Below are 12,478 nucleotides of genomic sequence, written 5' to 3'. Positions count from 1 at the left end.
GTGAGGTCGAACCGCTCCAGCAACTCGGCGGCGGTGCGCCGTCCTTCCTGCTTGGGCAGGTGGTGCAGGTCGGCCATGAGGAGCATGTTCTCCTCTCCGGTGATCAGGCCGTCGACGGCGGAGAACTGCCCGGTGACGCCGATCGCGGCACGCACGCCCTGCGGATCGGCGGCCAGGTCGTGGCCCGCGACCTGGGCCTGTCCGCCGTCCGCCGAGATGAGCGTGGACAGGATCTGCACGGTGGTCGTCTTGCCGGCGCCGTTCGGGCCGAGCAATGCGAACACGGTCCCCGCGGGGATCCGCAGGTCGATGCCGTCCAGGACGGTCTTGTCACCGTAGGACTTGCGCAGTCCGACGACGGAGACGGCCGCGGGTGCCCCACTCGTGGGCGTGGGCATGACAGATGAAGGCATGGAGTCCTCCCTTTCGAGGAGTGAAGTGGCGGGTGTGGTCGGCGGGTTCGGGGCTCAGGCCCGGGCGCGGCGGACGTCGATGTTGCCCCAGCGGGTCCTGGCGCGGACCTCGACGGTGTCCTCGGTCTGCTGCGGGGGTTCGGCGTCGGCGAGCTGGTTGCGCACCCGCCCGCGCTCGGAGCTGGCGTCGAGCCAGGCGGCGGTGCCCTCCCGGATGCCGATCTCGATGGCACCGTAGGAGGTCTCCAACTGGACGGTCCCGCGGGCGGCTTCGGCGACGCGCAGCGTGCCGTGGGCGGTGGTGGCGGTGACCGAGCCCTCGACGCGCGTGATGTCGATGTTGCCGTTGGCGCCGCTCACCCGCAGGTCGCCGATCGCGGCGCCGACGGTCGTGCTGCCGTGGGAGTTCTTCAGGACGGCGGGACCGTCGACGGTGCCGACGCGCAGATTGCCGGAGCTGGTGGTGATCTCGGCCGTGCCCTCGACCCGGTCGACGGTGATCGAGCCGTGGGAGACGGTCAGCTGGAGCGGCCCGGTCGTGTCGAAGCGGACGTCCCCGGAGGAGGACTTGACCCGGACCTCGCCGAGCCGGCCCTCGCCCAGCACCTGGGTCCAGGAGCCGGTCACGTCCAGGCGGGAGCCGGCGGGCAGCTCCACCGTCACGTCGACGGCGCCGCTGGGCCCGATGAGGCGCCGCTCCTTCGTCCTGAGGGTCAGGACGCCGCTCGCGTAGCCGACCTCGGTCTGCTCGGCGGCCCGCACGTCCTTGTCCCGCTTCGGGTCGAGGGGCCGCACCTCGACCACGGTCTCGGCGCGGTCGCCCGCGGTGAACAGGATGGCGCCGGCGCCGACATGGGCGGTCACCGAGATCGGTTCGGGAGTGTCGAAAGCAGGCATGGCTGTACCGTCCTCTTGGGTCCTCGGGGTATCCCCGCCGGTGGGACGGGGTGTGGGTGACGTGGCGCGGGCGCGGTGCGGCTAGCGCACCCAGCCCGTGAAGCTCTGACCGACGGTCCGGGTCTTCTCCGCCGGACGCTGCCGCGGTCCGCCGTCGACCGCGGCCGACACCGCGCGGACCAGCCAGGCGTTGACCGACAGGCCCTCGCGGTTCGCGGCCTCCTCGGCGCGCACCTTGAGGTGGGCCGGCAGACGCAGGTTGACGCGGGCGGTGGCGCCCTCGTCGGCGTCGCCCGGTGCCGGGGGTGGTGCCATGAGCGGCTCGGCGGGGCCGCTCCTGTCCTCGTAGACCTCGTCGCGCGGCGGGGGCGTCACCACGAAGTCGGGGTCGAGTCCCCGCAGCCGTACGTCGACCGAGCCGGGGGCGAGTTCACGGGTGATCTCGTCCATCGCGGCGGAGAGCACGTTGAGCATGGTCAGGCGGGTCGCCGACTCCAGCGGGGCGGTGAGCCGTTCGGCCAGCTCGCGGGCTTCTTCGCCGCCGGCCTCGGCGGCCACCGCGAGTTCCCGGCGGAGGTTGTCGACATAGGGCGTGAGGTCCATGACGCCATCATGGCACCATCGTGGCGCCATGCGCAAGGCCACAGGGGGCGTCATCATGCGGGAGGCGGGTTGCCATGCCCTCCACCTGCGCAAATGACGTGGCATTGGGGTGCGCCAACGCGGCATCAACGAGGCTCCCGGCCGTTCTGGCACATCCGGTGGCGCCATCGTGGCACCACCGCGCTCCGGTGGCGCGTGCGACTTCATCTCGCGTCCACCGGGTGCTCGTTCACCCGCCCGGCGCGGACCCTAGGCTCCCGGACGCCGTCCGACCGACGAGGAGTGCGCCGTGCCCCAGGAATTCCAGGAGTCCCACGTGCCCCATCCGCTGCCGACATGGGCGGATCCCGATGTGCCCGAGACGGTGCTCGACGCGCAGGGAGTGTCCCGGCGGGGGCTGCTGCGCGGGGCGGGTCTGCTCGGCGCGGCGTTCGCCGCGGGGGCGCTCGCGGGGGCCACCCCCGCCGCGGCGCGCGGCCGCCGCGACGAGGACTGCGGCGAGGACGACCCGAGGTTCGGCTACCTCGTGGGCGACCACCACGTGCACTCGGTCTACAGCCACGACGCGAAGTACACCTTCTCGCAACTGGCGGGCCGCGCCGAGCAGTTCGGCCTGGACTGGATGGCGTTCACGGAGCACAGCAACTTCGGCCACGCCAACGCGGGCGGCGCCGACATGGAGCACGCCGAGGTGCTGAAGGCACGCCGGGAGAACCCCCGGCTGCTGATCTTCCAGGGCCTGGAGTGGTACATCCCCGGCGCCGAGCACGCCACGGTCTTCGCCGCGCCCGGACGGAACGAGGTCGAGCTGCTGCGCCGCTTCGAACTCGCCCACGACGGCAAGCTGCTGGGCCTGACGGACCCCACGCCCGCGAACGAGGCGCGCGCCGTCGAGGCGCTGCGCTGGCTCGCCGCGCAGCGCCGCTCGGGCTACGTCGACGATGTGCTCGTGCTCGCCAACCACCCGTCGCGGCTGGGCATCGACTCGCCGCACGAGATCCGCGCCTGGCGCGACGCGGCCCCCGGCATCGTGATCGGCATGGAGGGCGCCCCCGGTGCCCAGGGCGCGGCGCTGCCCGGCCGGCGGGGTGCCAACAGCATCCGCGGCGAGTACGAGAACAAGCCGTCGGCGGCGTCCTGGCCCGGTTACCCGGCCGAGGCCTACGTCACGTACGGCGGGTTCGACTGGATGACCGCGACCGTCGGCGGGCTGTGGGACGCGATGCTCTCCGAGGGCCGGCTGTTCTCGGTCACGACGAACTCCGACAACCACCGCACGGTCTTCGACACCTGGGCCAACGGCCCCTGGCCCGAGGGGCGGAACTTCGACAACACCGGCAGGCTGCCCGACCCGGTCGACACCGGCACCCCGCAGCCCGGCAGCGACCTGTGGCCCGGCCAGTTCAGCCGTACGCATGTGGGTGTCGCCCGGCACGGCTACCGCCAGGTGATGCAGGGCCTGCGGGCCGGCCGTGTGTGGGTGGACCACGGCCAGCTCGTGGACGGCGTCGAGGTGCGGGTGCACCGCGAGCACGGCCGCCGCGGCCCCGGCGCGACCCTCGGCGGCCGGCTGGCCGTCCGGCGTGGCGAGGAGGTCACCCTCACGGTGACGATCACGGCCACCTCGCGCCGCAACGCGCACGGCGACCTGCCGCAGCTGGCCCATGTCGACGTGATCCGGGGCGCCGTGCACGGCGCCCCGGCCGACCCGGACGCGTGGCGGGCGCCCGACACGCGCGTCATCCACACCTCGGACGTCGGCGGCCGCAAGGGCACGTTCACGCTGCGCGTCCCGCTGGGCCGCGCCGAGACGTCCTTCTACGTACGGCTGCGCGGCAGCGACGGCCGCCGCAACGGGCCTGGCCTGCTGGGCGCGGCGGTCGATCCGCACGGCCCGCTGGCGCACACTCCCGGCGACGGCGACCCGTGGGTCGACACCTGGTGCTACACCAACCCGGTCTTCGTGGACGTGAAGCACTGACGGTACGTCAGGTCCGCTCCGTGGCCCCGCCGTCCGTCCGGGCGGCGGGGCGCTCGTCCTCGCGGGGCCGCAGCACGCGGATGGGCGCCCCGAACGCGGCCCGGTCCGTGGCGGAGCGCAGCGCCGCCAGCAGCCGGGGCCCGGCCAGCAGCACCAGCAGGGCATTGAGGACGCCGCGCGGCAGGTCCCAGCCGAGCGAGGTGGTCAGGTAGAAGCCCGTGTAGTGGCGCAGGTTGTCCAGGGCCCCGGCGTGCGGGTCGTACGCGGTGGCGGCGGCCGGGTCGACGAGGCCGGCCGGCCAGAACCACAGGTTCATCACAACGCCGTACAGGATGCCGCCGACCAGCGCGTAGCCGACCAGCAGGGCGATCTCCGGGCGGCCGGTGACGCGGCGCGGCAGCAGCCCGGCGCCCAGTCCCACCCAGGAGGCGGCGAGCATCTGGAACGGCAGCCAGGGCCCGATGCCCGCGGTGAGCAGGGCGGAGGCGAACATGGCCGTGCTGCCGAGGGCGAAGCCGAAGGCGGGGCCCAGCACGCGGCCGCCGAGCAGGAAGACGACGAACATCGGCTCCAGGCCCGCGGCGCCCGCGCCGAGCGGGCGCAGCGCGGCGCCCACGGCGGACAGCACACCCAGCAGGGCCACGGACTTCGCGTCGGCGGTGCCGTCCAGCAGGGCGCTGACGACCACGCCGAGGATCAGCGCGGTGAGCGCGGCGAACATCCAGGGGGCGTCCTGGCCGTGGGCGACCGGGGAGGACGCGTCGGCGAGGAACGGCCAGCCGAAGCCGGCGAGTCCGACGAGGGAGACCAGGACGAGCGCGGCCGCGGAGCGCGGGCCGATGCGCGGCAGCCCGGGGGTGCGGGCGGCCAGGTGCAGGACGTGCCCGCCGTCGGAGGGCGTCGGTGCGCCGGTCATGCCGGGCTCCCCTGCGTCGTGCCGAGCGCCTGGAGCGCCGCGCGGGCCTCGTCGACGGTGAGCAGCGGCGCCGGCGCCAGGATCTTGGCGGTCTGCGGGGCGAAGGCGGGCGAGGCGGCCAGTGCCGCGACGGCGTCCTCGTCGGCGACGATCTCGCCGTCGGCGAGGACCGCGACGCGGTCGGCCGCCGCGGCAGCGAGTTCCACGTCGTGGGTGACCAGCAGCACCGCGTGCCCCTCGGCGGCCAGTTGGCGCAGGATCGCGGTGGCACGGGCCTTGGCGGGGTAGTCCAGGCCGCGGGTCGGCTCGTCGAGCAGCAGCAGTTTCGGGCGGCGGGCGAGGAGCACGGCCAGCGCGAGGGCGAGCCGCTGGCCGCTGGAGAGGGCGCGCGGGTGGGACTGCGGGTCGATGCCCGGCACCAGGCGCTCCAGCAGCGCGGCCGTGGTGCCGGGCACGGCGTCGGCCTCGCGGTCGGCGCTCGCGCACTCGCGGTCGACGCGGTCGGTGAGCAGCAGGTCGCCGGGGTCCGAGGGCACCATGCCGACGGCCGCCGCGATCTGACGGCGTTTCAGCCTCAGGGGGTTCTCGCCGCCCACCCGCACCTCGCCCGCGGTGGGGCGGTGCAGTCCGGCCAGGCACGACAGGAGGGTCGACTTGCCGGCCCCGTTGCGGCCCATGAGCGCGGTGACCCGGCCCTCGTGGAGGGTGAGGTCGACCCCGCGCAGCGCGGGCACCGGTCCGTGGTGCGCCACCAGCCCGCGCAGTGAGGCGACCGGCTCGCCCTGCGCCGGCATCTCGCGCGGCACGGGCGCCGCCGCGAGCAGCGCGTGGCCGGCGGCCTTGCGGCGCGCGTCGCGCACGCTCAGCGCGACCGGCCGCCAGCCCAGCAGCCGGGACAGCTCGACGACGGGCGGTGCCACGGGCGCGTCGGCCAGGACGTCCGCCGTCGGGCCGTAGCGCACCGGCTCGCCGCCGCCGGGCACCAGCAGGGCGGCGTCCGCGTACTGCGCCACCCGCTCCAGCCGGTGCTCGGCGAGCAGCACCGTCGTGCCGAGGTCGTGCACCAGCCGGGTCAGGGCGGCGAGCACCTCCTCGGCGGCCGGCGGGTCGAGGGCGCTGGTCGGCTCGTCCAGCACCAGCAGCCCGGGCTGCGCCGCGAACGCCGCGGCCAGCGCCACCCGTTGCTGCTGCCCGGCCGAGAGCGCCCCCAGTGCCCGGGACCGCAGGCCGGCCAGCCCCAGCAGGTCCAGCGTCTCCTCCACCCGGCGGCGCATCGCCTCGGGGCGCAGCGCCAGGCACTCCAGCCCGTAGGCGATCTCCTCCTCGACGGTGTCGGCCACGAAGGCGTCCGCGGGACGCTGCGGCACGACACCGACGGCGTCGGCGAGATCGCGCGGGGCGTGCGCGGCCGTGTCGCGGCCCGCGGTGGTCACCGTGCCGTACAGCGTGCCGCCGGTCGCGTGCGGGACGGCCCCGTTGACGGTGCGCAGGAGCGTGGACTTGCCGCTGCCCGTGGCGCCCACGACCAGCACGAGTTCCCCGTCGGGCACGGCCAGGTCGACCCCGGCGAGCACCGGCGCGGTCGCGCGCGGGTAGCGGAAGGAGACCTGCTCCCAGTGGACGGCGTTCACGGCTGTTTCCTCGGCTGGTCGGTGGGCCGCTGCGGCCCGTCGGGGACGGGGGTGCGGTCGTGGTCGCCCGGCGGCGGCGGGGTCAGGTGGGCGGGCAGCAGGGCGCAGAGCACTCCGGCGGCGGCGAGCAGCGGCAGGCCCGGCGCCTGCAGCGACCAGGGGTCGGGGGCGAGCGCGCTCGCGGGTGAGGTGAGCACGAAGCAGAGCGCGGCCAGGGCGCCGCTCGCAACAGCCGCCCACTCGGGCAGCGTCCACGGATCGGGGCGGTAGCGGGTCCGCTGCACGGCGGCGCCACCGAGCCGCATCCCGGCGACGCATCCCAGCACTCCGATCGCCAGCAGCACCGGACCGGCGTGGCCCGTGGTCACCGCGCCCAGCGGGCCGACGGGAATCGTGGTCGAGGAGTCCAGGAGACCGTAGACGCCGACGACGACGGAGGCGAGGCCGCCGAGCAGCAGCGCGTGGACGGTGGCCCGGCGCCCGGCGGGCACCGCGGCGCGCCGCCCGTACCCGCGGGCGTCGAGGGCGGCGGCGGTGGCCAGGGCGCGGTCCAAGGCCTCTTCGAGCACGGGGGCGGCGATCGAGAGCGTGCCGCGCAGACCCCGGACCGGCAGCGCCCGCAGCCGCCGGGCCCGCCGCACCCGCCCGACGGCGGCGACCAGTTGCGGCGCCGCGCTGAGCGCCACGGTGACGGCGACGCCGAGTTCGTGCAGGGCGCGCGGCAGCGCCCGCAGCAGCCGGGCCGGACTGGCCAGCGCGTTGGCGGCACCGAAGCACAGCAGCATGACGCCCAGGCGCACACCGTCGCACAGCGCCGAGTACACCGCTTCGGCGGTCACCGGGCCGCCGAGCCTGACCCCGCTCATCCAGGACGGCAGCGGGACCGCGGGCAGATCGAGCAGCACGGTGGTGCCGCCGTAGCCGACGAGCAGCGACTGCAGCACCAGCCGCACCACCACCACCGCGACCGCCAGCTTCAGGAACACGCCGTAGGCCGCCGCCCAGGGCGCGCTGGTGCGGCGGGCGGCCACCACGTAGCCGGCCGCCGCGCCCAGGAGGGCCAGCAGCAGGAGGTTGGTGGTGCGGCTCGCCGCGGTGGCGAGCCCGAGAGCCCATGCCCACCACGCGAACGGATGGAGTTGGCGGGGCAGCAGCAGCCGCGCGCCGGGGCGCGGCATCAGCCCGACACCTCCGGCGGCCTGCGGTCGCGCCGCCGGGACCGCACGACGGCGGCGCCGGCCAGGGCCGCGACCGCGACGGTGCCGGCCACCAGCGGCCAGCCGTTCCAGCGCTGTTCGCCGGAGGCGGCGCCGGCCGACGGCACCCCACGGACGGTCGCGGCCGCGCCGGGGCTGCTCGTGATGGCGGCCGCCGCCTCGGTGCGGGAGCCGGCCCGCGGGCTCGCGCTCGGACCCGGGGTCGTCGGGGCTGCGCTGCCGAGTGTCGCGGAGGGCTGCGGCGTGGCGCCCTTGCCGCTCGGGCTCGCGCCGGTGGCCGGGTGCGAGGCGGTGCCACCGGTGCCCGGAGCGCCGGTGCCCGGTCCGCCCGCGCCTCCGGCTGACGGTGTGTGCGTCGTGCCGCCCGGCTTCGCGGTGGTCCGCGTCGGACGGGGCGCCGGTGTCGGCGTCGGCGTGACGGCGCTGCGCGGCGACGGCGGTTCGTTGGCGCCGGAGTCCTGCCACACCCACGCGTCGATGCCGCCCTTCGCGGGAGTGCGGCCGGCCGGACCGGCCGCTCCGTACACCCAGGTGCTGGTGCCGGGGAGCATGTACCAGTACGACCAGTACGTGTCCTTGTCCACCGCCCCGCAACCCGTGCCGGGGGCCCCGTCCAGCGCGCAGACGAAGCCGCCGCCGTACGGACCGGAGCCCAGCCGTACCGAGAAACCCGCCTGCTGGAGCGCCTGGATACCGCTCCGCGGCGAGGGCGCGCACCCGGTCCGGCTCGCGTAGGGGGCGTCCGGGACACCGCGGTCCTCCACGACGACCAGCACACCGGAGCAGCCCCCCGCCGCGGCGGCCGGTGCGGCCGCGGGCCACAGCAGCCCCGCGGCCGCGCCGGCGCAGACCGCCAGCGCCGCCGCGACCCGCCGGATCACGCCCCGGTTCCCGCGGAGCGGCGCCGCCGCGCGGCGAGCACGACCGCGGCACCCGCCGCCACGAGCGCCGCGGAGCCCGCCGCCGGTGCCAGCACGGAGGTGCCGGTGCTGGCCAGCGCACCACCGGTGCCACCCGTGCCGCCCGCGGCCGCGGAGCCGCCGGGAGCCGGTGCCGTCGCGCTCGGGGTGACCGGTGCGGAGTCGGACGCGGACGGGGTCGCCGAGTCGGTGGGGCTCGCGGAACCACCGGGTTCCGTGGGCTCACCGGTCGGGCTGGGCGAGGCGGTCGCGGAACCGCTGCCGGTGGGGCTCGGCGACGAGCAGTCCACGGTGGCCAGTCCGTCCGTCGCGCCGGCGCCGTCCACCGTCGCGTACGAGATCCCGGACAGCGCCGTCACCGCCTGCACGGTGGCGCGCAACGCGCTGCCGTCCACCGCGGCCTCCTGGTAGCCCACCGCGCCGCGGTCCGCGGCCGCGCCGGCGCAGCCGACCTGGCGTGCGCGCAGCCAGTCCGCGCCCTTGTCGGCGGCGGCCCCGCGCCCGCCGGCCCGCAGGGCCTGGGTGGCCAGGGCGGTCGAGTTGGCGTTCACCACAGCGGTGGGACCCGTGCCGGCGAATCCGCCGTCCGTGCCCTGCTTGCTCTCCAGCCAGTCCAGTGCCTTGCCCGCGGCGTCCTCCTCGTGGCCCGCGGCGAGCAGCGCCTGCACGACCATGCCGGTGCCGTCCGCGTCGGACGCGCACTCCGCGCCGGCGTCCGGGAAGAAGACCGGGAAGCCGCCGTCGGCGCACTGGTTGGCGAGGAGGAAGTCCACGCCCAGGGCGGGGACGGAGTCGCCGTCCCGCTTCAGCGCGATCAGGGCCAGCGACTGGGTCAGCGTGTTGGAGTAGTCGTTGACCTCGGGGCCGCCGAAGGTGGCGTGGTCGGTGAACCGGCCGCTGGGCTGCATACGGGAGTTGAGCTGTGCGATCAGGTCGCGGCCCGCGAACGCGCCCGGATCGCGGTGGCCCGCCTCGGCCACCAGCGCGAGCTTGGCGAGGGACCCCGCGTAGATGTCGCCGGGCGTGTCGCCGGTGAGGTAGGAATCGGCGTGCGCGGCCAGCCAGTCGGTCGCGGCGGCCGTCTCGGCCCGGCCCGTGCGCGTGGCCGACAGGGCCAGGACGACGTCGGCCGTCAGACCGGGGTCGGCGCCGAAGTCGCCCTCGACGTGGTCGCCGTCCTTCAGCTGGCGGCCCGCCCAGCCGGCCGCGGCCGCGGCGTCCGACGGCACGGCCGGAGCGGCCGGGGCTGCCCAAGCGGGCGCCACGGTGAGCGCGACAAGGGTGGCGGTGATGAGCGCGGGAGCGACCGTGCGGCCGGATATGCGCAACGAAGCCTCCTGAACGGTGGCCCTCGGGACGCACCCAGGAGAGCGGCCGCGCGGTGCGCGGGCGGCCGTGCCCGTGGGCCTCGTCCCGTGACCGCGACGGATGAGAACCGGTGCCGCCGGCGGGTCATCGGGCTCGCCGCGGACGGCATCACGGATGCCGCGCGGCCCACCGTTGCGGGCCAGCGCCGGAATTCGACCGGCTTCCCCCACCAGAGGCGCAGGGAAGGCTACGTCCCGGGACCGTGCCGCTTCAAGGCGGCATCGGCGAGTGTGACCACGCCCACGCGCCCGTCACCTGCGGCAATGCCCGTCCGCGCGGCTTGCGGGGGCCGAACTCCCGGGCCCCTCGGCCACGTTGCCGTCCGGCGCCGGCAGTGGACGCCGCGAGGGCACAGGCCCGGCGGGCCGGCGCTCCACGGCCGCCCCGCACACGCCGGGTGGCACGAAACCGGTCCGGGGCGTCCGGCGGTCACCGGCGACCGGGCACACGCAGGACGGTGGACCCCGCGAGGCCCGCCCCGAGGCCAAGGCCCGTCAACGCACAAGCCACCCCCGGCAGGCGCCCCCGGCGCAGCCGGCGGTCCGTGCCGCCCGGACACCACGTGATCCCGGCCGAGGCGAACCGGTCAGCGGCGCAGCAGGTAGGTGTCCATGATCCAGCCCTTGCGCGCCCGTGCCTCGGTGCGCAGCTCGCGGATGCGTTCGGCGGTCTCCGCCAGCGGGCCGGAGACGAGGATCTCGTCGTCGGTGCCGAGGTAGGCGCCGTAGTGGATGGCGACGCCCTCGGGGTCGATCCCGGCGAAGGCCGCTTCGCCGTCGAGCATGACGACGACGTCGTCGACGCCCTCGGGGAGGCCGCCCTCGGCGAGCCGGCGGCCGGTGGTGATCTGGAGGGGGCGGCCGACGCGGGTGAGCGTCGTGCGGTGACGGGCGGCCAGGACGGAGACGCTGCTGATGCCGGGGATCACCTCGTAGGTGAAGGGGGTGGCGTCCGGGCGGGCGCGGACGTCGTCGAGGACGGCGATGACGCTGTCGTACAGACTCGGGTCGCCCCACACGAGGAAGGCGGCCGTCTCCTCCGGGCCGACCTGCTCGGCGACGAGTCGCTCGACCACGTCGGCCCGGCGGCGGCGCCAGTCCTCGACGGCGGCCGGGTAGCCGGGGGCGGTGCGGTCGCGTTCGGCGTCGGGGACCTCGACAACACGGTGGCCCGGGCGGGCGTGCTCCTCCAGCATGCCGTGGCGCAGCCGGACCAGTTCCTGGCGTTCGCCGGTCTTGCCCAGGACGAGGAAGACGTCGGTCCCGGCGATGGCCTTGACCGCCTGGAGGGTGAGGTGGTCGGGGTCGCCGGCGCCGATGCCGATCACGTGTATGTGTCGCATGGGGTGATTGTGCCGCCTGTTGACACTGGGGCGTCGCCCCGCCCGGCCTGTTCCCGTGCCCGCTGTGAACTCCGTCACCCGGCGACGAGCGCTTACGGCACCGCATAGTAGGCGGACCCCGAACGGCATTTGCCCGCGATATCTGCCGTATCGGACATTTGGCGCACAGGCGGACGGACTGCGCGTGATCCGCGTGTCGCTTCCGGCTCTGCGCCCGACGCGGGCGGCATCCTGAAGGAACGTCAGATTTTCACAACAAGGCGCCGAACGGGCACACGCATGCCCTGCTCCGCGGCGCAAGGATCGACTTCGCTACGACTCGGCGTAGTAACGATCTTCCATTGCCCCGCTCTCGGGACGGTCCGCACAATGGCCGAGCCCGCACGGCGTCACAGCAGCTCAGGCGGGATGTGAACACGGACGCCGAACCACCGAGTGAGGTCACGCAATGACGAACCACCGCCGGACGACGCGCCATCGCAAGATCGTCGTCGCCGCTCTCGCCGTCGCCGCCGTGGGAGTGCCCTCGGTCGCCATGGCGTCCATCGACAGCCCCCAGCACGACGTCCGCCACGGCGCCTGGTCCCGCGGGCACTGGCAGAACGGGCACTGGGCCGGCCAGTGGTCGCACGGCAACTGGGCCGGCTCCCCCTCCTCCGCCCCCCACGCTCCCGCGCCCCCGGCCTCCGCCCCCGCGCAGGCACCCGGCTCCGCACCGTCCGGCACCCTGAACGCCAACCTCACCTCGCTGGTGAAGCTCGTGAACCAGGAGCGCGCCAAGGCCGGATGCTCCGCGCTGACGGTCAACGCCAGACTCACCGACGCCGCCCAGGAGCACAGCGCCGACATGGCCGACACCGGCACCATGTCGCACACCGGCTCGGACGGCTCCACCCCCTCGGACCGGATCAGCGCCGCCGGCTACAACTGGCGGTCCTACGGCGAGAACGTGGCGTACGGCTACTCCTCCCCCTCCGCCGTGATGAAGGGCTGGATGAACAGCCCCGGCCACAAGCGGAACATACTGGACTGCTCCTTCAAGGAAATAGGAGTCGGCCTGGCGCAGCCGGGCAGCTACTGGACCCAGGACTTCGGCGCCTCCCGCTGAAGCAACGCCCGAGGGGCCCGGCCGCCCAAGCCGCCGGGCCCCCCCGCGGGGGGCCGGGGGACCCCGCGCCCGGCACAGCACC

At 75.6% G+C, this 12,478-nt stretch carries 11 protein-coding genes and 1 riboswitch; of the genes, 2 read left to right on the top strand and 9 right to left on the bottom strand.

The window, feature by feature from the left end; genetic code table 11:
* From ABZ883_RS42720 to ABZ883_RS42710, 3 genes are all read right to left on the bottom strand, one after another.
* Positions 1-413: ATP-binding cassette domain-containing protein (locus ABZ883_RS42720; protein WP_360917624.1), on the bottom strand; the 413-nt coding region annotated here is incomplete at its 3' end.
* 54 nt (positions 414-467) lie between these two features.
* Positions 468-1,310 carry a DUF4097 family beta strand repeat-containing protein gene (locus ABZ883_RS42715; RefSeq protein ID WP_360917621.1) on the bottom strand — a complete coding sequence of 281 codons (843 nt, stop codon included), beginning with the start codon at positions 1,308-1,310 and terminating at the stop codon, positions 468-470.
* An 81-nt stretch (positions 1,311-1,391) separates the two neighbouring features.
* A complete protein-coding gene (locus tag ABZ883_RS42710; RefSeq protein ID WP_360917618.1) occupies positions 1,392-1,913 on the bottom strand; it encodes a hypothetical protein in 522 nt (173 codons plus the stop codon).
* Positions 1,914-2,202: 289 nt separating this feature from the next.
* On the opposite strand from ABZ883_RS42710, the gene ABZ883_RS42705 reads away from it, so the two are divergent.
* Positions 2,203-3,894: a PHP domain-containing protein gene (locus tag ABZ883_RS42705; protein WP_360917615.1), complete on the top strand. Its 1,692-nt coding sequence runs from the start codon at positions 2,203-2,205 to the stop codon at positions 3,892-3,894.
* Between the two features lie 7 nt (positions 3,895-3,901).
* Here the strand turns inward: ABZ883_RS42705 and ABZ883_RS42700 are convergent, their stop codons facing one another.
* From ABZ883_RS42700 to cobF, 6 genes are all read right to left on the bottom strand, one after another.
* On the bottom strand, positions 3,902-4,810 hold the full coding sequence (locus ABZ883_RS42700; protein WP_360917612.1) for an ECF transporter S component: 909 nt from the start codon (positions 4,808-4,810) through the stop codon (positions 3,902-3,904).
* A complete protein-coding gene (locus ABZ883_RS42695; protein WP_360917609.1) occupies positions 4,807-6,441 on the bottom strand; it encodes an ATP-binding cassette domain-containing protein in 1,635 nt (544 codons plus the stop codon). The genes ABZ883_RS42700 and ABZ883_RS42695 overlap by 4 nt, the downstream gene beginning before the upstream one ends.
* Positions 6,438-7,619, bottom strand: coding sequence for an energy-coupling factor transporter transmembrane protein EcfT (locus ABZ883_RS42690; RefSeq protein WP_360917606.1), 1,182 nt, complete (start codon positions 7,617-7,619; stop codon positions 6,438-6,440). Before ABZ883_RS42690 ends, ABZ883_RS42695 begins: the two co-directional genes overlap by 4 nt.
* On the bottom strand, positions 7,619-8,539 hold the full coding sequence (locus ABZ883_RS42685) for a hypothetical protein (protein WP_360917603.1): 921 nt from the start codon (positions 8,537-8,539) through the stop codon (positions 7,619-7,621). The genes ABZ883_RS42690 and ABZ883_RS42685 overlap by 1 nt, the downstream gene beginning before the upstream one ends.
* On the bottom strand, positions 8,536-9,906 hold the full coding sequence (locus ABZ883_RS42680; protein WP_360917600.1) for a prenyltransferase/squalene oxidase repeat-containing protein: 1,371 nt from the start codon (positions 9,904-9,906) through the stop codon (positions 8,536-8,538). The genes ABZ883_RS42685 and ABZ883_RS42680 overlap by 4 nt, the downstream gene beginning before the upstream one ends.
* 121 nt (positions 9,907-10,027) lie before the next feature.
* Positions 10,028-10,113: riboswitch (cobalamin riboswitch) on the bottom strand.
* Between the two features lie 419 nt (positions 10,114-10,532).
* Positions 10,533-11,288: a precorrin-6A synthase (deacetylating) gene (gene cobF / locus ABZ883_RS42675; protein WP_360917597.1), complete on the bottom strand. Its 756-nt coding sequence runs from the start codon at positions 11,286-11,288 to the stop codon at positions 10,533-10,535.
* 448 nt (positions 11,289-11,736) lie between these two features.
* Between cobF and ABZ883_RS42670 the strand changes: the two genes are divergently transcribed.
* Positions 11,737-12,396, top strand: coding sequence for a CAP domain-containing protein (locus ABZ883_RS42670; protein ID WP_360917594.1), 660 nt, complete (start codon positions 11,737-11,739; stop codon positions 12,394-12,396).
* Positions 12,397-12,478 lie beyond the last annotated feature (82 nt).

It is taken from the genome of Streptomyces sp. NPDC046977, from assembly GCF_040644455.1.
Classification (GTDB): Bacteria; Actinomycetota; Actinomycetes; order Streptomycetales; family Streptomycetaceae; genus Actinacidiphila.
This window is presented reverse-complemented; position numbering and strand designations above follow the sequence as displayed.

Bases quoted from the DNA above. Each gene is read 5' to 3' on its own strand.
- ABZ883_RS42700 (WP_360917612.1), bottom strand. From the start codon at position 4,810: ATGACCGGCGCACCGACGCCCTCCGACGGCGGGCACGTCCTGCACCTG.
- cobF (WP_360917597.1), bottom strand. From the start codon at position 11,288: ATGCGACACATACACGTGATCGGCATCGGCGCCGGCGACCCCGACCAC.
- ABZ883_RS42715 (WP_360917621.1), bottom strand. From the start codon at position 1,310: ATGCCTGCTTTCGACACTCCCGAACCGATCTCGGTGACCGCCCATGTC.
- ABZ883_RS42670 (WP_360917594.1), top strand. From the start codon at position 11,737: ATGACGAACCACCGCCGGACGACGCGCCATCGCAAGATCGTCGTCGCC.
- ABZ883_RS42710 (WP_360917618.1), bottom strand. From the start codon at position 1,913: ATGGACCTCACGCCCTATGTCGACAACCTCCGCCGGGAACTCGCGGTG.
- ABZ883_RS42690 (WP_360917606.1), bottom strand. From the start codon at position 7,619: ATGCCGCGCCCCGGCGCGCGGCTGCTGCTGCCCCGCCAACTCCATCCG.